The sequence below is a fragment of the Mesorhizobium sp. C399B genome (assembly GCF_030323185.1).
Lineage (GTDB): Bacteria > Pseudomonadota > Alphaproteobacteria > Rhizobiales > Rhizobiaceae > Mesorhizobium.
On the sequence record NZ_CP100472.1, the window covers coordinates 5,354,380 to 5,371,353 of the forward strand.

The following is a 16,974-nucleotide window of genomic DNA, read 5'->3' on the forward strand; positions in this document are numbered from 1 at the left end:
ACCGGGCGGACTGGCTTGCGGCCCGGGTCTCGACGTCCTCCTATGCCAATGTCCTTGCCTTCGCGGCCGGCTTTCGCCATGAAGGCCGATGAACTCCCCTCTGCCAGCCAGCACACGCCAGCGGCTCGACGAATTGCTCGTCCAGCGCGGCCTGTTTGCGAGCCGCTCGCGCGCCCGCGACGCGGTCGAGCGCGGCACCGTGACGGTCGACGGCGTGGTCGCCCGCAAGCCCGGCCAGACGGTTCTGCCGCACTGTCTCATCGTCATCGACGACCCGGCGCAGGGTTATGTCTCACGCGCGGCGCTGAAGCTGATCGCCGGGCTCGACCATTTCAGTCTCGATCCCGCGGGCAGTGAAGCCCTCGATATCGGCGCCTCGACAGGCGGCTTCACCCAGGTGCTGCTCGAACGCGGCGCGGCCCATGTCACTGCCATCGATGTCGGCCACGGCCAGATGCATCCCGGTGTCTCGTCCGACCCGCGCGTCACCGTGATCGAGGGCCTCAACGCTCGCGAGCTCGCGGCTGCCGATCTCGGCGGCCGTATCCCCGATTTCATCGTCTCCGATGTAAGCTTCATCTCGTTGAAACTGGCGATGCCACCGGCGTTGGCATTGGCACGGGACGGCGCTCGTGCGGTGTTTCTGGTCAAGCCGCAATTCGAGGCCGGCCGCGAGGCGATCGGCAAGGGCGGTCTTTTGAAAGACCCTTATGACGCCGCCCGTGTGGCCGGCTTGCTGCAGGAATGGCTCGAAGGCGTCCCTGGCTGGCGTACATTGGGCTTGCACATGTCGCCGATCGAAGGCGGGGACGGCAACCGCGAATTCCTGCTTGCCGGGATCAAGGATGCCGGGACCAAGGATGCCGGGACCAAGGACCGATGAGCACGGGCTTCACCATCAAGAGACTGGGTTCGCAGGGCGACGGCGTCGCCGAGACGGAAACCGGCGAGCTGTTCATTCCCTTCACCCTGCCCGGCGAGACCGTCACCGCCGCGCGCGAGAGGGATCGCGCCATGCTGATGGCGGTATTGGAGACGTCGCCGCTGCGTATCGATCCGGCCTGCCGGCATTTCACCGAATGTGGCGGCTGCGCCGTCCAGCATCTGCAAGCCGACGCTTACCAGCAATGGAAACGCGACAAGGTCGTGCATGCCTTGAAAGGCATTGCCGGCGACATCGGCGCCCTGGTGCCGTGTGCGCCACACACACGCCGCCGCGTCGTGCTTGCCGCCAGGCGCGCCGACACAGGCATGCTGCTTGGCTTCCATCGCCATCTGTCGCCGGAAATCATCCCCATCGAGGAATGTCCGATCTCGCTGCCGGAGATCGTTGCCGCGCTCGATCGCTTGAGGTCGGTCGCCGACCTGGTTTGCGCCACCACCAAATCGTTCCGGATGGCGGTCACTGTGACGGGCTCGGGGCTTGACGTCGCTGTCTATGAGTCGGGCAAGCTGGGCGAGAACCAGCGCCGGGTCGCCTCCAACTTCATCATGGCCAATGGCTTTGCCCGGCTTTCGATCGACGACGAGATTGTCATCGAGCCGAAAAAGCCGGTGGTCATGTTCGGCACCGTCGCTGTCGCCATACCGCCTGGCGCCTTCCTGCAGGCAACGCAAGCCGCCGAACAGACGATGGCCGATCTCGTTGGCGGACATCTGAAGCGTGCCAGGAAAGTCGCGGATCTTTTCGCCGGCTGCGGCAGCTTTGCGCTTCGGCTGGCGGCCAAATCCGAAGTCCACGCGGTCGAAGGCGACGCGGCAGCCCTTTCGGCGCTCGACCGCGGATCGCGCTTCGCCACCGGCCTGAAGCGGGTAACCGGCGAACGCCGCGACCTGTTCCGGCGGCCGCTGACGTTCAAGGAGCTGAATGCTTTCGATGGCGTCGTCTTCGACCCGCCGCGCGCCGGCGCCGAGGACCAGTCGAAGCAGATCGCCCGCTCGGATGTGCCGTTCGTCGCCGCCGTCTCCTGCAATCCGGTGACGCTGGCACGAGACCTGCGCATCCTGATTGACGGCGGCTACATCTTGAAGAGCGTCACGCCCATCGACCAGTTCCTGTGGTCGCCGCATGTCGAGGCCGTGGCGCTGCTGGAGAAGCCGAAACGGCGACGTTAATCCGCCGATTTTCACAAGGCCGTGCTTGAGTTTGCCGCCCCCCGCAAGACGTAGCCGGCTGGCAAACTAGCCTTCGCGAACGCTTTCGTACCCGGCCGCTTGTGCGGCCTTGATGAACTTACGGTCGAAGGACACAAATGCTGAGCAGTGCGAGGACTTGCCCAGATGGAGCGCATCGGCGAAATCCATTCCCGTCTCGGCTAGATCGACCGCGGAAGAGACGATCGCAGCATCCTCTATCTCGACAGTGGGAAGCCCGCCGAACACCCGCAGTGCATTGACGATCGAGGCCTGATCATAACCATAGCCGCTGCGCAGCACCCACTCAGCCTCCAGGATCACCGTGACGGCGACGAAAACGGGCTGACCGTCGATCAGCCGCCGGGCTCGCGGGGACTGCTCGGGATCGTCGTTCGTCAGATACCTGACGACAACGTTGGTATCAATCGCGAGCATGGCGCCGCCGTGCTTCAGCAAGGACGGCCGCGTCCATCTCCTCCAAGGTCTTCGGTCTGCCACTGTGCGGCAGGACACCAAAGACATCTTCTGGTCGTGTCGGGGCAAAGGCAGGCGCCGGTCTCAAAAGTACACCGTCCGGTGTGTCTTCGACCTGCAGGCGCGTGCCCGCGCCCCAGTCCCTCCGTTTGCGGATAGCGCTGGGCAGGATGACTTGTCCCTTGGTCGAGACGGTCGTTATAAGCTTTTCTATTGCACCCATTGCGGTATTACCCTTGTGTAAGACAAAGGTAAGATATCCCTGTGAGGGGAACTATTCAAGCCCGCCGACGTCTCCTCGCTCAAACCCTGGTGCCGCCGACCGTCATCTGGTTCATCCTGAGATGCGGCTGGCCGACGCCGACCGGCACGCCTTGTCCGGCCTTGCCGCACATGCCGATGCCGGTGTCGAGTTTCATGTCGTTGCCGATCATCGACACACGGTGCATGGCGTCCGGTCCGTTGCCGATCAGCATGGCGCCCTTGATCGGCTGCGTCACCTTGCCGTTTTCGATCATGTAGGCCTCGGTGCAGCCGAACACGAACTTGCCTGAGGTGATGTCGACCTGGCCGCCGCCGAAGGATACGGCATAGATGCCGTTCTTGACCGAGGCGATGATCTCATCCGGCTCCATGTCGCCCGCCGTCATATAGGTGTTGGTCATGCGCGGCATCGGCTGGTGCGCATAGCCTTCGCGCCGGCCGTTTCCCGTGGCTTTCATGCCCATCAGCCGGGCGTTCTGGCGGTCCTGCATGTAGCCGACAAGCTTGCCGTCCTCGATCAGCACATTGCGGGCCGAAGGCGTGCCTTCATCGTCGACGGTCAGCGAACCCCGCCGCTCCGGCATGGTGCCGTCATCGACCACGGTAACGCCCTTGGCGGCGACCTGCTGGCCGAGCAGGCCGGCAAAGGCGGAGGTCTTCTTGCGGTTGAAGTCGCCCTCCAGCCCATGGCCGACGGCTTCGTGCAGCATCACGCCTGGCCAGCCGCTGGACAAAACGATGTCGAACGTTCCGGCCGGCGCGGGAATGGCTTCGAGATTGACCAGCGCCTGCCTGAGCGCCTCCCTGGCCGCATGCTTCCAGGCGTCCTCGACCAGGAACTCGCCGAACGCCTTGCGCCCGCCCATGCCATAGGAGCCGCTTTCCTGGCGGTCGCCGTCGCCGACGACGACGGAAACGTTGATGCGGACCAGCGGGCGGATGTCGCGCACGATCTGGCCGTCGGCGCGCACGATCTCGACATGCTGCCAGGACGCCGCGAGCGAGGCCGTCACCTGGCGCACGCGCGGGTCCTCGGCGCGCAGCCATGCGTCGATTTCCTGCAACAGCTTGGCCTTGACCTCGAAGGAGGGCGAGGGGATCGGGTTCTCCTCGCCATAGAGATGGCGGTTGGTGCGCGCGGGTGCCGCGGCAAGCGTGCCGGAATAGCCGCCCCTGACTGTCGAGACGGCGTCGGCGGCGCGCAGCAGCGACGCCTCCGAAAGATCGCTGGAATGAGCGTAGCCGCTGGCCTCGCCGGCCACGGCGCGCAGGCCAAAACCCTGGTCGGTGTTGAAATTGGCGGTCTTCAGCCTGCCATTGTCGAACATCAGCGCTTCGCTCTCGCTGTATTCGAGGAACAGTTCGCCGTCGTCGGCGCCGTTCAGTGTGTCGGCGACGATCCGCTTGATGCGATCATCTGAAATGTCGAATTGGCCGGTCAGGCTGTTCATGGCAGGTCCGCTCACAGGAGGAATGGTGTTGCCACGATGTAGGCGCGAAGACGCGCCTGCACAATCCGCAATGACGATCCGCAGCAGGTAGGAGCGGGTAGCCCCGCCCCTGAACATGACATCCATCTTGAAGTTCGACCCGTCACCCGAAAAGGCCTTCACCCAGCGATATTTCTTGTTCCATTCATTGGCCTGGTCGGCCGTGAAGGGGTCGGTATAGCCCGAGGAGAACTGGATCGACTTGCACTTCTCATGGTTTTCGCAGCCATAGAAGTAGATGACATATTTCATGCCCTGAAGCCGGCCCGAGACCATCGGATCGCCCCGTCGTCCTTGTCCATCTTGGCCGAGCCATAGCCTTTCGCAAGCTCGAAAATGACGGCCGGATCGGGCGCCGTGATGATTTCGGAATCCTCGGCAAAGGCGACGGAAACGGCGCCGGTCAGGATCAGACCGGTCGACAAAAGCAAAGAACAAGCACGCATGATGACCCCCACAGCCAAAGATCAAACCCGTGGGAATTGTGAGGAAAGACGGTTTCGCAAGCATCAAGCTCAGGGCAGGGCGGCAAAACCGTCGGCGAAGCCCTTGAGGTCGACGGGGATGCCGATGCCTTCTTCCGGCGTCTGGAAGACGATGAAGGTGGCCGACGTCCCGGTCTTCAGCGTATCGAGCAGCGGCTTTTCGAGAATGACCTCGGCATAGCAGCCGTCCTGGAAGCAGCGCACGAAATAGGCGCGGCCAATATCCTTGCCGTCGACATTGAGGCCCAGGCCATTGGGCAGCAGAACGCCGAGCGGGGCCAGCACGCGCAGGATCTCGGCCTTGTTGTCGGCGGTGCGCAGGACGACGACGGACAGTCCCATTTCCGGGCGATCCTCGGCAACGACGTTCTGCATCATCACGCATTGTTCCGAGGTGGCGCCGGCCGGCGTGTCGCAGATGATCGACCACGCGCCATGCGTTGACTTGACCGTGCCGCTGGGCTGCGCTGCATTGGCGACGCCGGTTGCGGACGAGCCGATACCGATCAGGGCGGCGAGAAAAACGACCTTCGCCCCGCTTCTCGAAAGCCAAGCGCTTTTCGAATGCCAGGCGCTCTTCGAATGCCAGGCGTTTCTCGAAAGCCAAGAGGTCATGACGGCTCCATTGCGAATCACGGCACTTTAAGCCGCGCCAAGGCCAAGTAAAGGATAGGGCGACCGCCGGTCAGCCCCGGCAGGCGCAATAATGCGCTTTTCCCTAGCAAATTCGCCCGAATTGCGACCGTCGGGCGCATTCCGGACACAAGCCCGCATAGCCTGTCTGTCGACGACCCGCGCGGGCCACGAGGCCGTCGAAACAGCGCGGCAGCACTTGCGCGCAAAAATGCCGCACGGTTTCGCCCGCTCCTTTCTTGCGGAGGGAAATAGAGTATGGTTTGAACCACCCTTGGGACTGTCCGGGATTCCCATCCCGGCATTGTTCGATATTCTTGCGTCGCGATCGCGAGGAACCGGGAGATGAAGAGGGCGATGAGAAAATTCCCAGCAAGCGCCAAATTGATGGCAACGGCAGGCGCCGCCGCCGCATTTTTCGCCGGTGCCTCCGCCCATGCGGCCCAGCCGCAGCCGTGGGAGATGACTTTTCAGCCGCCGGCGACAGACATGATGCGGCAGATCGAGTGGTTCGGGAACTACACGATGTGGTTCGTCGTCCCGATCACTGCTTTGGTTCTGGCGCTTCTCGCCTGGTGCATCTTCAGGTTCCGCGCCAGCAAAAACCCGGTTCCGTCCAAGACCAGCCACAACACGCTGATCGAGATCATCTGGACAGTCGGGCCGGTCGTCGTCCTGCTGTTCATCGCCATTCCCTCGTTCCAACTGCTGACGGCGCAGTACACGCCGCCGGAAGAGGCCAAGCTGACCGTCAAGGTAACGGGCAATCAGTGGAACTGGGACTATGAGTACCAGACCGAGAACACGCTCTCCTTCAACTCGGCCATCCTGCAGGACGCCGACCGCGCCGCGATCGGCAAGGAAGACCGCAAGGTCTATCCGCGCCTGCTGGCGGTCGACAACGAGCTGGTCGTGCCGGTCAACACCATGACGCGCGTCCTGGTTACCGCAGCCGACGTGATCCATTCCTTTGCCGTTCCGGCCTTCGGCATCAAGATGGACGCGGTTCCCGGCCGCACCAACGAGACGTGGTTCAAGGCGGAAAAGGAAGGCATCTATTACGGCCAGTGCTCGCAGCTCTGCGGCAAGGACCATGCCTTCATGCCGATCGCCGTCCGCGTCGTATCCGATGCGCAGTACAAGACCTGGCTGGCAGCAGCCAAGACCGACCTCCCCGGCGCCAACAAGGCGCTGATGGCCGAGGTCGACGGTACCAACAAGGTAGCGGCCGCCGGCAATTGATGCCGCGGGTTAGCAAGAATTAGGGAACGGAGCCGACCATGGCAGAAGCTGCAGCTCACGACGACCACGACCACAAGCCCTATCATGGCTGGGTCCGGTGGGTGTACTCCACCAACCACAAGGACATCGGCACGCTCTACCTGATCTTCGCGATCTTCGCGGGCATCGTCGGCGGCGCGCTTTCGGTCGTCATCCGCATGGAGCTGCAGGAGCCGGGCATCCAGATCTTCACCGGTCTGGCGCAGATGGTCTATGGCATGAACGGCGATGCCGCCATCGACGGCGGCAAGAGCATGTACAACGCCTTCGGCACCGCGCACGCGCTGATCATGATCTTCTTCATGGTCATGCCGGCGCTGATCGGCGGCTTCGCCAACTGGATGGTGCCGATCATGATCGGCGCGCCTGACATGGCCTTCCCGCGCATGAACAACATCTCGTTCTGGCTGCTGCCGCCGGCCTTCCTGCTGCTCATCGCTTCGGCTTTCATGCCGAGCGCGCCCGGCGCCTATGGCGTTGGCGGCGGCTGGACGCTCTATCCGCCGCTGTCGACCTCCGGCCAGCCCGGGCCGGCCATGGATCTGGCGATCCTGTCGATCCACATTGCCGGCGCGTCCTCGATCCTCGGCGCCATCAACTTCATCACCACCATTTTCAACATGCGCGCGCCGGGCATGACGCTGCACAAAATGCCGCTATTTGCCTGGTCGGTTCTGATCACCGCCTTCCTGCTGCTCTTGTCGCTTCCGGTTCTGGCCGGTGGCATCACCATGCTGCTTACCGACCGCAATTTCGGCACCACCTTCTTCGCCCCGGATGGCGGCGGCGATCCGATCCTGTTCCAGCATCTGTTCTGGTTCTTTGGTCACCCCGAAGTGTACATCCTGATCCTGCCGGGCTTCGGCATCATCAGCCACATCGTCTCGACCTTCTCGAAGAAGCCGGTGTTCGGCTATCTCGGCATGGCCTACGCCATGGTCGCGATCGGCGCCGTCGGCTTCATCGTCTGGGCGCACCACATGTACACGACCGGCCTGTCGCTCGACACGCAGCGCTACTTCGTCTTCGCCACCATGGTCATCGCCGTACCGACAGGCGTGAAGATCTTCTCCTGGATCGCGACGATGTGGGGCGGCTCGATCTCGTTCAAGACGCCGATGCTGTGGGCGCTGGGCTTCATCTTCCTGTTCACGGTCGGCGGCGTCACCGGCGTCCAGCTCGCCAACGCCGGCCTCGACCGCTCGCTGCATGACACCTATTTCGTCATTGCCCACTTCCACTATGTGCTGTCGCTGGGTGCGGTCTTCGCCATCTTCGCCGGCTGGTACTACTGGTTCCCCAAGATGACCGGCTACATGTACTCGCCGGTGATCGCCAACACCCACTTCTGGGTCACCTTCGTCGGCGTCAATTTGATCTTCTTCCCGCAGCATTTCCTCGGCCTGGCCGGCATGCCGCGCCGCACCATCGACTATCCCGACGCGTTCGCCGGCTGGAACATGGTGTCGTCCTACGGCTCCTATATATCGGCCGTCGGCGTGGTGATCTTCCTCTATGGCGTGTTCGAGGCCTTCCAGAAGAAGCGCGTCGCCGGCGCCAACCCGTGGGGCGAGGGTGCAACGACGCTCGAATGGCAGCTGCCTTCGCCGCCGCCTTTCCACCAGTGGGAACAGCTGCCGAAGATCAAGTAAGGCAGCCCGAATACGAAACCGCCGGCCCGCCGGCGGTTTTCGGCCAACGGAATGATTGGACTTATGTACGCATGGCCCTTGTCGACGACCCAATGATTGACGAAGCGGGCTTTCGCATGTCGGAAGCCACGTCGGGCGATTTCTTCGCCCTGCTGAAGCCGCGCGTCATGTCGCTGGTGGTGTTCACGGCCTTTGTCGGCATGGTCGCTGCGCCCGTGACCATCAACCCGCTGCTGGCGGTGATCGCCATCCTGGCCATTGCCATCGGCGCCGGCGCCTCGGGTGCGCTCAACATGTGGTACGACGCCGACATCGATGCGGTGATGAGCCGGACCGCCGGCCGCCCGGTACCGTCCGGCCGCATCCTGCCCGGCGAAGCCCTGAGCTTCGGCCTTGTGCTTTCGGTGCTGTCGGTGATGACCCTGGGCGTGCTGGTCAACTGGCTGTCGGCGGCGCTGCTTGCCTTCACCATCTTCTTCTACGCCGTCGTCTACACGATGTGGCTGAAGCGCTCGACGCCGCAGAACATCGTCATCGGCGGCGCCGCCGGCGCCATCCCGCCGGTCATCGGCTGGGCCGCGGTGACCGGAACGGTGAGCCTGGAAAGCCTCGTCCTGTTCCTGATCATCTTCCTGTGGACGCCGCCGCACTTCTGGGCGCTGGCGCTGTTCAAGTCCGACGACTACGCCAAGGCCGGCATCCCGATGATGCCGAACGTTGCCGGCCAGGCCTCGACCCGCCGCCAGATCTTTGCCTACGCCCTGATCCTGGCGCCGATCGGCGTGCTGCCCTGGTTGCTCGGTTTCACCACCGCCTTCTATGGTGTCGCATCAGTGGCTCTCGGCGCCGGCTTCGTCTGGTATGCCTGGAAAGTGCTGTGCATGACCGATAGCGACCGCGTCATGAAGCCGGCCAAGGCTCTGTTCGCCTATTCGCTGCTCTACCTCTTCGCCATCTTCGCCATCTATCTTGCCGACTGTGTCGTCGGTCGCGCTTTGGCCATCGGTGGAGCATGACCATGATCGACAAGAAGCTTGAACTGGTCACGCTGACCGAAAGCCAGAAGAAGGCGCGGCGCAACCGTTCGGCGGCGATCGGCGTCGCGCTGGCGATTCTGGTCGTCATCTTCTACGTCGCGACCATCGTGAAATTCGGCCATACCGGATGAGGCCGATGATGACCCGCCAGACCGTGACCGATCCCAGGAAGAAGAACACCAACCGCGCCGTCGCCGCGGTCTGCGTCGCCTTCTTCGGCGGCATGATCGGCATGGCCTACGCCGCGGTGCCGCTCTACAAGATGTTCTGCCAGGCTACCGGCTATGGCGGCACGACGCAGCGCGCCGAAAAGCAATATGCCGGCCGCATCCTCGACCGCGACATCACCGTGCGCTTCGACGCCAACACCAACGGCATTCCGTGGCAGTTCCAGCCGGTCGCCCGTTCGGTCACCATCAAGATCGGCGAGACCACGCAGGCGCATTACAGCGCCACCAATAAGTTCGACCGCGCCGTTACCGGCCGCGCCACCTTCAACGTGCAGCCGGAACTGGCGGGCCCCTACTTCAACAAGGTCGAGTGTTTCTGCTTCACCGACACGACGCTGAAGCCCGGCGAGACGCTGGACATGCCGGTCGTGTTCTATGTGGATCCCGATATCGTCAACGTGCCGGAACTGAAGGACTTGAAGACCATCACCCTGTCCTACACGATGTTCCCGGTCCAAAAGAACAAGCCGGTGGCGTCATCGACGCCGGACAGCAGCAGCAAAGTTTCAGATACCGAAGCAAATCTCGGGGGTTGATATGGCAGACGCGCACGCAAAACCACAACACGACTACCATCTCGTCAACCCGAGCCCGTGGCCCTTCCTGGGGTCGATAGGCGCACTGGTGACTGCAGTCGGCGGCGTAGCCCTGATGCAGTATCTCAAGAACGGCGATTTCCCGATTTTCGGCCACAACATCGCCAATCCATGGCTGTTCTTCATCGGCCTCGTCATCGTCCTCTACACGATGTTTGCCTGGTGGTCGGACACCATCAAGGAAGCGCATGAGGGCCACCACACGCGCGTCGTGTCGCTGCATCTGCGCTACGGCATGATCATGTTCATCGCTTCGGAAGTGATGTTCTTCGTCGCCTGGTTCTGGGCCTATTTCGATGCCAGCCTGTTTCCGAGCGAAGTGCAGAATTACGCCCGCACCGCTTTCACTGGTGGCGTCTGGCCGCCGAAGGGTCTCGAAGTCCTCGATCCCTTCCATCTGCCGCTCTACAACACCATCATCCTGCTTCTGTCGGGCACCACGGTGACATGGGCGCACCATTCGCTTATCCATGGCGACCGCAAGGGCCTGATCAACGGCCTGGTGCTGACCGTCGGCCTCGGCATGCTGTTCACCATGGTGCAGGCCTACGAGTACATGCACGCTCCGTTCGGCTTCAAGGATTCCATCTACGGCGCCACCTTCTTCATGGCGACAGGCTTCCATGGCTTCCACGTCATCATCGGCACCATCTTCCTGCTGGTCTGCCTGATCCGCGCCTGGAAAGGCGACTTCACGCCCAAGCAGCATTTCGGCTTCGAGGCGGCTGCCTGGTACTGGCACTTCGTCGACGTGGTCTGGCTGTTCCTGTTCGCATCGATCTACGTCTGGGGATCGGTCGGCGCGGTGATCGAAGGCCACTGACGGCTTTCACCGAACCGACAAATCAGAAGGGCGGTCGCGGCAACGCGGTCGCCTTTCTTCTTTTCGGCGCCCGTTAATGTCCAACGGATTCGGCTGGTCGGGCTGGCTGCTTCAATTGGTCGACTGGACCGATGGCTGCATTGGGGTTACCGACTGCGACATGGACGAAATCTGGACTATGGTGCCGGATGGAACGCTGATCGAAATCGAGCCGTAAAGCATGACTATCCATGAGTGAAGATAGGGCGATCTGGCCACCCATTGAGCCGATCTCGGCCGGCCTGCACGGACGCTGCCCGCGCTGCGGCGAAGGACGGCTGTTTTCCGGCTTCCTCACCGTCGGAAAGCGCTGCAACAATTGCGGCCTCGACTATTCCTACGCCGATGCCGGCGACGGCCCGGCGGTGTTCGTCATCCTGATCATCGGCTTCATCGTCGTCGGGCTGGCGCTGTGGGTGGAGGTGACGCTGAGCCCGCCGCTGTGGCTGCATTTCATCATCTGGATACCGCTGGCCGTGGCGCTGTGCCTGACGGCGCTGAGGCTGATCAAGGGGGTGCTGCTGACGCTTCAATACGCCAACAAGGCGGCCGAAGGCCGCCTGGACCAGGGGCAATGAGCGAGGCGCTGACCAAGCCCGCCGGCCGCTCGCGGCCGAAGACGGCATTGCTGCTCGGCCTCGGCCTGGTGGTGTTCGTCATCCTGCTCGGGCTTGGCACATGGCAGGTGCAGCGCCTGTACTGGAAGGAAGCCCTTCTGCAGACCATCGACCAGCGCACCCATTCAGCGCCGCGGCCGCTGGCGGACGTCGAGAAGGAATTCGCCGCCACCGGTGATGTCGACTACACGCCGGTCACCGTCAGCGGGACGTTCCTGCACTCCGGCGAGCGGCATTTCTACGCCACATGGGACGGCGACGCCGGCTTCAACGTCTATACCCCGCTGGCCCTCGACGATGGCCGCTACGTCCTGATCAACCGCGGCTTCGTTCCCTATGATCTCAAGGATGCCGCCAAGCGCCCGCAAGGGCAGGTGACCGGCAAGGTCACGGTCACCGGCCTGGCGCGCAACCCGCTGCCGGCCAAGCCGTCGATGATGCTGCCCGACAATGACGTGGCCAAGAACATCTTCTACTGGAAGGACCGCGATGCCATGGCGGCGAGTGCCGGCCTGCCGGCGCGTGCCGTGCTGGTGCCGATCTTCATCGACGCCGACAAGACGCCGAACCCGGGCGGGCTGCCGGTCGGCGGCGTCACCATCATCGACCTGCCGAACTCTCATCTGCAATATGCCTTCACCTGGTTTGGCCTGGCGGCGGCTCTTGCCGCGGTTCTGATCGTCAGGCTGCGCCGTCCGGCAAAGACTGAATGATCCAGAGCATGATCCCGAAAACTGGGAACCGGTTTTTCGGACAAGATCATGCTCCAACAAAGAGTTGGATCAGGTTGACCATTCAACCTGATCTCAACTGCCCTTGACAGGGCAGGGGTGCACACCTCATTTCGCGTCACGATACGATCAACCGATCTGGAATCATGCTGCAGACCGCCACAAAACCACCGCTGACGATCCGGCTCTGCCAGCCGCGCGGCTTTTGCGCCGGCGTCGACCGCGCGATCCAGATTGTCGTGCTGGCGTTGAAGAAATACGGCGCGCCGGTTTATGTCCGCCACGAGATCGTTCACAACCGCTATGTCGTCGAAGGCCTGCAAAGCCTTGGCGCGGTTTTCATCGAGGAACTCTCGGAAATCCCGGCCGAGCACCGCAAGTCGCCGGTTGTCTTCTCGGCCCACGGCGTGCCGAAATCGGTGCCGGCCGACGCCAAGGCACGCGAGCTCTTCTATCTCGACGCCACCTGCCCGCTGGTGTCCAAGGTGCACAAGCAGGCGATGCGCCATCAGCGGCTCGGCCGCCATGTGCTTTTGATCGGCCATGCCGGCCATCCCGAAGTGATCGGCACCATGGGCCAGCTGACGGAAGGCGCCGTCACGCTGATCGAGACCGAAGCCGAAGCTGGGACCTTTGCCCCCGCCGACCCGGAAGCGCTCGGCTTCGTAAGCCAGACAACGTTGTCGGTCGAAGACACTGCCGGCATATTGCGGGTGCTGCAGGAGCGCTTCCCGCAACTGCATGCACCGGCCGCCGAATCGATCTGCTACGCCACCACCAACCGCCAGGAAGCGGTCAAGGAAACCGCCGCCGGCGCCGATCTCTATCTGATCGTCGGTGCGCCCAATTCCTCCAATTCGCGCCGTCTTGTCGAAGTGGCGGAGCGCGCCGGCGCCACCATGTCGCTTCTCGTACAGCGCGCCGCCGAAATTCCGTGGAATGACTTCACAAACATCTCGACGCTCGGCCTGTCTGCCGGCGCGTCGGCGCCGGAGATCATCGTCGACGAGATCATCGACGCCTTCCGCCAGCGCTTCGAGGTGACCATCGACCTGGCGATCACGGCCACCGAAACGGAGGATTTTCCAGTCATGCGGGTTCTGCGCGATGTCGAACTGACGCGGGCCGACATGGCCTTCGTCAACGGAGCCGCGTGAAGAGCCCATGGCGGTCTACACCGACGTCAATGAGGGCGAACTCGGCGCGTTCCTGAGGGCATATCCAGTCGGCGAACTCTTGTCCTACAAGGGTATCGCCGAAGGCACGGAGAATTCGAATTTCCTACTGCACACCTCAAGCGGCTCTTACATACTGACGCTCTACGAGAAGCGCGTCGACAAGGCCGACCTGCCGTTCTTCCTCGGCCTGATGGGCCATCTCGCCCGCAAAGGCATTTCCTGCCCGCTGCCGGTGACCGCGCATGACGGCACCGTCATCGGCACGCTGGCCGGCCGTCCCGCGGTCATCATCACCTTCCTCGAAGGCCTGTCGCTGCGGCGGCCGACAGCGGCGCATTGCGCCGAGGTCGGCAAGGCGCTCGCCGCCCTGCATTTGGCCGGGCAGGATTTTGCGATGACGCGTGACAACGCACTGGCCATCGAGGGCTGGCGCAAATTGTGGAACGCCTCGCGCGACCGAGCCGACGAGGTCGAGCCGGGACTGGCGGCCGAGGTCGACGCCGATTTCGCGGATTTCGAACGCCATTGGCCGCAGGGCCTTCCTGCCGGCATCATCCATGCCGATCTGTTTCCCGACAATGTCTTCTTCCTCGGCGAGAAACTGTCCGGCCTCATCGACTTCTATTTCGCCTGCCACGACCTCTACGCCTATGACGTCGCCACCTGTCTCAACGCCTGGTGTTTCGAGAAGGATTTCTCCTTCAACCTGACCAAAGGCACGGCGCTGCTGGCCGGCTATCAGAGCGTGCGGCCTTTGAGCGATGGCGAGAAAGCAGCGCTGCCGATGCTTTCGCGCGGTTCGGCGCTGCGCTTCATGCTGACCCGGCTCTATGACTGGCTGACGGTTCCAGAGGGCGGGCTGGTCATGAAGCGCGATCCGACCGAATATATCCGCCGCATGCGCTTCCACCGCGCGATCAGGTCGCCTTCGGAATACGGACTGACATGACCAAGCAGGTTGAAATCTTCACCGACGGCGCCTGCTCGGGCAATCCCGGTCCCGGCGGCTGGGGCGCCATCCTGCGCTTCAACGGCAAGACCAGGGAATTGTCGGGCGGCGAGGCCGAGACGACCAATAACCGCATGGAGCTGCTGGCCGCCATCTCGGCGCTGAATGCGCTGAAGGAGCCGTGCGCCGTCGAGCTTCACACCGACAGCAAATATGTCATGGACGGTATCTCCAAATGGATCCACGGCTGGAAGAAAAACGGCTGGAAGACCGCTGACAAGAAGCCGGTCAAGAACGGTGAACTGTGGCAGGCGCTGGATGAGGCCAATCGGCGCCACAAGGTGACCTGGAACTGGGTCAAGGGCCATGCCGGCCACACCGAGAACGAACGCGCCGACGAACTCGCAAGGGAAGGTATGGCGCCGTTCAAGAGGGGCTCAGCCAAACCTGCGGCGCCGAAAGTGGCGCTGAAGCCGGCGGCATCCGAGAAGCAGCCGGCGCCACGGGCACGGCGCTCGACCCAAAGCTATTGAGCTCAAGCTATCGGCAAGGGGATCTCACTCATGCCGATCGTATACTACATCACCCATCCCCAGGTTCAGATCGATGCCAACGTTCCCGTGCCGCACTGGGGGCTGTCCGAGATCGGACGAGCGCGAGCATCAGCCATGCTCGATCAGCCATGGGTCGGATCGATCCGCCGTGTCGTCTCGTCGGCCGAGCGCAAGGCGATCGAAACCGCCGAGATCCTTGGCAAACACCTCGGCCTCGCGGTCGAGGTGAAGGAGCGCATGCATGAGAACGATCGGTCGGCAACCGGCTTCCTGCCGCCGCCGGAGTTCGAGGCGGTCGCCGACAGTTCTTCGCCAATCCGCACAAAAGCATTCGCGGCTGGGAACGGGCCATCGACGCCCAGCAACGCATTGTCAGCGAGGTCGAAACGGTGCTGGGTGCTGCCGACGGCGGCGACATTGCCTTCGTCGGCCATGGCGGCGTCGGAACGCTCTTGCTGCTCTCGCTCAGCGGCCGCGCAATCAGCCGCGCGGCGGATCAGCCGGCCGGCGGCGGCAATTACTTCGCCTATGATGTCGGCACGCGCCGCGTCGTCCACGGATGGCGGCCGATAGACAGTCTGGCGCCGCGCTAAAGCGGATGTCAGGAGATCATCGATACCGTAGCCGCGATGAAGCCGCTGGCGACCAGCGGATAGAACCTGTCCTCAGCGGATCAGCAGGGCCGTGCCGTAGAGGCCGAGCGCGAACACCGTGTGCGAGATCACGTTGAAGGCGCGGATCTGCATCGCGTTGGGGCGCTTTGACGCAGCCCAGCCGGCGCCCATGCCGGGCGCCAGCAGGAACCAGCCGGCGCCGATGGTGACCATGCCGAGGATGAAGGCCGGCAGGAAGGTCGGCGCGTCCAGCCATGCCGTGCCCGCCAGCGCCACCAGGATGAAGCCGTAGACGATGCCGGTGACATAATGGAAGGCCCAGCCCAGCGCCTGCTCATGCGCATAGGGTGCGGCATGGGCGATATCGTCGTGGAAAACCTTGCCTTCCCTAAGGTGCCAGACCCAGCGGCCGGGCGGCCCCCAGTTCGGCCGCGGCTGGCTGAGCGCCAGATGCAGGAACAGCGCCCAAAGATCCATCAGCACCGTGGCGCCGATGCCGATCGCAACGCTGCGCCAGATGATGTCAAACATCGTCGATGTCCCCCAAAGCAGGCAATCCGGCTGGAAGCGCGTCGTCGTCAGGCCATGGCGCTCATGAGCCGACGCGGCCGCCGCGGTTTAGAGCTGGCTCAGAATGTGAGCGGCACCCGATGTGTCGACTCCTGGCTTGGTCTCGACATTGAGCGCCGTGACCTTGCCGTTGTCGACGATCATCGAGAAGCGCTTCGAGCGCAATCCCATGCCGCCGCTGGAATAGTCGGAGTCGAGGCCGATCGACCTGGCGAAGTCGCCATTGCCGTCGGCGAGATAGAGGATCTTGCCTTGACCGCCGGTGAAATTGGCCCAGGCGCCCATGACATGGACATCGTTGACGGAGACGACGGCGATGGTGTCGACGCCGCGGGCCAGGATGGCATCGTGGTTCTCGAGATAGCCCGGCAGATGATTGTTGCTGCAGGTCGGCGTGAAGGCGCCTGGAACGCCGAACAGCACGACCTTCTTGCCCGCGAAAATCTCGGCCGAGGTGATCACCTTGGCGCCGTCGGCGGTCATTTCCTTGAAGGTCGCATCGGGCAGTTTGTCGCCAACGGCAATCGTCATGATGGTCCTCGTGTGAAAAGCAGGGAAGGTTTCCTGCGATAGCGAAATCGGGCATCTCCCGCAACCGCCGACAAGGCCTGGATCAAGGGA

At 63.1% G+C, this 16,974-nt stretch carries 21 protein-coding genes and 1 pseudogene; 15 read left to right on the forward strand and 7 right to left on the reverse strand.

Translation table 11 applies throughout. The annotated features are described in order from the left end of the window. Positions 1–88 precede the first annotated feature (88 nt). Together NLY36_RS25370 and NLY36_RS25375 are read left to right on the forward strand one after the other, a co-directional pair. On the forward strand, positions 89–883 hold the full coding sequence (locus tag NLY36_RS25370) for a TlyA family RNA methyltransferase (protein WP_023702017.1): 795 nt from the start codon (positions 89–91) through the stop codon (positions 881–883). Next, entirely contained in the window at positions 880–2,115 is a 1,236-nt protein-coding gene (locus tag NLY36_RS25375) for a class I SAM-dependent RNA methyltransferase (RefSeq protein WP_023668426.1), read from the forward strand. Before NLY36_RS25370 ends, NLY36_RS25375 begins: the two co-directional genes overlap by 4 nt. A gap of 66 nt (positions 2,116–2,181) precedes the next feature. Here NLY36_RS25375 and NLY36_RS25380 read toward each other — a convergent pair whose 3' ends face one another. From NLY36_RS25380 to NLY36_RS25400, 5 genes are all read right to left on the reverse strand, one after another. Then, a complete protein-coding gene (locus tag NLY36_RS25380) occupies positions 2,182–2,571 on the reverse strand; it encodes a type II toxin-antitoxin system VapC family toxin (RefSeq protein WP_023692077.1) in 390 nt (129 codons plus the stop codon). Next, positions 2,558–2,833 (reverse strand): AbrB/MazE/SpoVT family DNA-binding domain-containing protein, encoded by a 276-nt coding sequence (locus tag NLY36_RS25385; protein WP_081725433.1) that lies wholly within the window; start codon positions 2,831–2,833, stop codon positions 2,558–2,560. Before NLY36_RS25385 ends, NLY36_RS25380 begins: the two co-directional genes overlap by 14 nt. Before the next feature lie 79 nt (positions 2,834–2,912). Then, entirely contained in the window at positions 2,913–4,616 is a 1,704-nt protein-coding gene (gene tldD, locus NLY36_RS25390) for a metalloprotease TldD (protein ID WP_023816786.1), read from the reverse strand. Beyond that, positions 4,613–4,810 (reverse strand): hypothetical protein, encoded by a 198-nt coding sequence (locus tag NLY36_RS25395; protein ID WP_155923284.1) that lies wholly within the window; start codon positions 4,808–4,810, stop codon positions 4,613–4,615. The genes tldD and NLY36_RS25395 overlap by 4 nt, the downstream gene beginning before the upstream one ends. A 69-nt stretch (positions 4,811–4,879) precedes the next feature. Continuing rightward, on the reverse strand, positions 4,880–5,464 hold the full coding sequence (locus NLY36_RS25400; protein WP_023668422.1) for an invasion associated locus B family protein: 585 nt from the start codon (positions 5,462–5,464) through the stop codon (positions 4,880–4,882). A gap of 363 nt (positions 5,465–5,827) precedes the next feature. On the opposite strand from NLY36_RS25400, the gene coxB reads away from it, so the two are divergent. The 13 genes and pseudogenes from coxB to NLY36_RS25465 all read left to right on the forward strand — a co-directional run bounded on the left by coxB (position 5,828) and on the right by NLY36_RS25465 (position 15,762). After that, positions 5,828–6,724, forward strand: coding sequence for a cytochrome c oxidase subunit II (coxB, locus tag NLY36_RS25405; RefSeq protein WP_050485823.1), 897 nt, complete (start codon positions 5,828–5,830; stop codon positions 6,722–6,724). A 38-nt stretch (positions 6,725–6,762) separates the two neighbouring features. Further along, positions 6,763–8,415, forward strand: coding sequence for a cytochrome c oxidase subunit I (gene ctaD / locus NLY36_RS25410; protein ID WP_023668420.1), 1,653 nt, complete (start codon positions 6,763–6,765; stop codon positions 8,413–8,415). 71 nt (positions 8,416–8,486) lie between these two features. Next, positions 8,487–9,431: a heme o synthase gene (locus tag NLY36_RS25415; RefSeq protein WP_023735579.1), complete on the forward strand. Its 945-nt coding sequence runs from the start codon at positions 8,487–8,489 to the stop codon at positions 9,429–9,431. After that, entirely contained in the window at positions 9,428–9,583 is a 156-nt protein-coding gene (locus NLY36_RS25420) for a cytochrome c oxidase system small membrane protein (RefSeq protein ID WP_023668418.1), read from the forward strand. The genes NLY36_RS25415 and NLY36_RS25420 overlap by 4 nt, the downstream gene beginning before the upstream one ends. Positions 9,584–9,591: 8 nt before the next feature. Next, complete coding sequence (locus NLY36_RS25425) at positions 9,592–10,218, forward strand: cytochrome c oxidase assembly protein (RefSeq protein ID WP_023709656.1); 627 nt, start codon at positions 9,592–9,594, stop codon at positions 10,216–10,218. 1 nt (position 10,219) lies between these two features. Next, positions 10,220–11,101 carry a cytochrome c oxidase subunit 3 gene (locus NLY36_RS25430; RefSeq protein WP_023668416.1) on the forward strand — a complete coding sequence of 294 codons (882 nt, stop codon included), beginning with the start codon at positions 10,220–10,222 and terminating at the stop codon, positions 11,099–11,101. Positions 11,102–11,177: 76 nt separating this feature from the next. Further along, positions 11,178–11,318: a L,D-transpeptidase family protein gene (locus NLY36_RS25435; protein ID WP_023735578.1), complete on the forward strand. Its 141-nt coding sequence runs from the start codon at positions 11,178–11,180 to the stop codon at positions 11,316–11,318. Between the two features lie 13 nt (positions 11,319–11,331). Then, on the forward strand, positions 11,332–11,718 hold the full coding sequence (locus tag NLY36_RS25440) for a DUF983 domain-containing protein (RefSeq protein WP_023668414.1): 387 nt from the start codon (positions 11,332–11,334) through the stop codon (positions 11,716–11,718). Then, entirely contained in the window at positions 11,715–12,470 is a 756-nt protein-coding gene (locus tag NLY36_RS25445; protein WP_023735577.1) for an SURF1 family protein, read from the forward strand. Before NLY36_RS25440 ends, NLY36_RS25445 begins: the two co-directional genes overlap by 4 nt. A 164-nt stretch (positions 12,471–12,634) precedes the next feature. Further along, positions 12,635–13,645, forward strand: a complete 1,011-nt coding sequence (gene ispH, locus NLY36_RS25450; RefSeq protein WP_023735576.1) for a 4-hydroxy-3-methylbut-2-enyl diphosphate reductase — start codon at positions 12,635–12,637, stop codon at positions 13,643–13,645. 7 nt (positions 13,646–13,652) lie between these two features. Then, positions 13,653–14,615: a homoserine kinase gene (locus tag NLY36_RS25455; RefSeq protein WP_023668411.1), complete on the forward strand. Its 963-nt coding sequence runs from the start codon at positions 13,653–13,655 to the stop codon at positions 14,613–14,615. Continuing rightward, a complete protein-coding gene (gene rnhA / locus NLY36_RS25460) occupies positions 14,612–15,148 on the forward strand; it encodes a ribonuclease HI (RefSeq protein WP_023692070.1) in 537 nt (178 codons plus the stop codon). Before NLY36_RS25455 ends, rnhA begins: the two co-directional genes overlap by 4 nt. 30 nt (positions 15,149–15,178) lie before the next feature. Next, positions 15,179–15,762: pseudogene (locus NLY36_RS25465) on the forward strand (histidine phosphatase family protein). Between the two features lie 72 nt (positions 15,763–15,834). Here the strand turns inward: NLY36_RS25465 and NLY36_RS25470 are convergent. Next, a complete protein-coding gene (locus tag NLY36_RS25470) occupies positions 15,835–16,314 on the reverse strand; it encodes a DUF2938 domain-containing protein (RefSeq protein ID WP_023732091.1) in 480 nt (159 codons plus the stop codon). 87 nt (positions 16,315–16,401) lie between these two features. Continuing rightward, the gene (locus NLY36_RS25475; RefSeq protein ID WP_023698522.1) at positions 16,402–16,884 is read right to left on the reverse strand and encodes a peroxiredoxin; all 483 of its coding nucleotides are present in this window, start codon (positions 16,882–16,884) and stop codon (positions 16,402–16,404) included. Between the last annotated feature and the right edge of the window lie 90 nt (positions 16,885–16,974).

What these genes read in the sequence shown, in the direction of transcription:
- NLY36_RS25415 (WP_023735579.1), top strand. Translation starts at nt 8,487, where the DNA reads ATGGCCCTTGTCGACGACCCAATGATTGACGAAGCGGGCTTTCGCATG.
- NLY36_RS25425 (WP_023709656.1), top strand. Translation starts at nt 9,592, where the DNA reads ATGACCCGCCAGACCGTGACCGATCCCAGGAAGAAGAACACCAACCGC.
- NLY36_RS25470 (WP_023732091.1), bottom strand. Translation starts at nt 16,314, where the DNA reads ATGTTTGACATCATCTGGCGCAGCGTTGCGATCGGCATCGGCGCCACG.
- NLY36_RS25380 (WP_023692077.1), bottom strand. Translation starts at nt 2,571, where the DNA reads ATGCTCGCGATTGATACCAACGTTGTCGTCAGGTATCTGACGAACGAC.
- NLY36_RS25435 (WP_023735578.1), top strand. Translation starts at nt 11,178, where the DNA reads ATGTCCAACGGATTCGGCTGGTCGGGCTGGCTGCTTCAATTGGTCGAC.
- NLY36_RS25440 (WP_023668414.1), top strand. Translation starts at nt 11,332, where the DNA reads ATGAGTGAAGATAGGGCGATCTGGCCACCCATTGAGCCGATCTCGGCC.
- NLY36_RS25430 (WP_023668416.1), top strand. Translation starts at nt 10,220, where the DNA reads ATGGCAGACGCGCACGCAAAACCACAACACGACTACCATCTCGTCAAC.
- NLY36_RS25395 (WP_155923284.1), bottom strand. Translation starts at nt 4,810, where the DNA reads ATGCGTGCTTGTTCTTTGCTTTTGTCGACCGGTCTGATCCTGACCGGC.
- NLY36_RS25400 (WP_023668422.1), bottom strand. Translation starts at nt 5,464, where the DNA reads ATGACCTCTTGGCTTTCGAGAAACGCCTGGCATTCGAAGAGCGCCTGG.
- NLY36_RS25475 (WP_023698522.1), bottom strand. Translation starts at nt 16,884, where the DNA reads ATGACGATTGCCGTTGGCGACAAACTGCCCGATGCGACCTTCAAGGAA.
- NLY36_RS25375 (WP_023668426.1), top strand. Translation starts at nt 880, where the DNA reads ATGAGCACGGGCTTCACCATCAAGAGACTGGGTTCGCAGGGCGACGGC.
- NLY36_RS25385 (WP_081725433.1), bottom strand. Translation starts at nt 2,833, where the DNA reads ATGGGTGCAATAGAAAAGCTTATAACGACCGTCTCGACCAAGGGACAA.
- NLY36_RS25370 (WP_023702017.1), top strand. Translation starts at nt 89, where the DNA reads ATGAACTCCCCTCTGCCAGCCAGCACACGCCAGCGGCTCGACGAATTG.
- coxB (WP_050485823.1), top strand. Translation starts at nt 5,828, where the DNA reads ATGAAGAGGGCGATGAGAAAATTCCCAGCAAGCGCCAAATTGATGGCA.
- tldD (WP_023816786.1), bottom strand. Translation starts at nt 4,616, where the DNA reads ATGAAATATGTCATCTACTTCTATGGCTGCGAAAACCATGAGAAGTGC.
- rnhA (WP_023692070.1), top strand. Translation starts at nt 14,612, where the DNA reads ATGACCAAGCAGGTTGAAATCTTCACCGACGGCGCCTGCTCGGGCAAT.
- ispH (WP_023735576.1), top strand. Translation starts at nt 12,635, where the DNA reads ATGCTGCAGACCGCCACAAAACCACCGCTGACGATCCGGCTCTGCCAG.
- NLY36_RS25445 (WP_023735577.1), top strand. Translation starts at nt 11,715, where the DNA reads ATGAGCGAGGCGCTGACCAAGCCCGCCGGCCGCTCGCGGCCGAAGACG.
- ctaD (WP_023668420.1), top strand. Translation starts at nt 6,763, where the DNA reads ATGGCAGAAGCTGCAGCTCACGACGACCACGACCACAAGCCCTATCAT.
- NLY36_RS25455 (WP_023668411.1), top strand. Translation starts at nt 13,653, where the DNA reads ATGGCGGTCTACACCGACGTCAATGAGGGCGAACTCGGCGCGTTCCTG.
- NLY36_RS25420 (WP_023668418.1), top strand. Translation starts at nt 9,428, where the DNA reads ATGACCATGATCGACAAGAAGCTTGAACTGGTCACGCTGACCGAAAGC.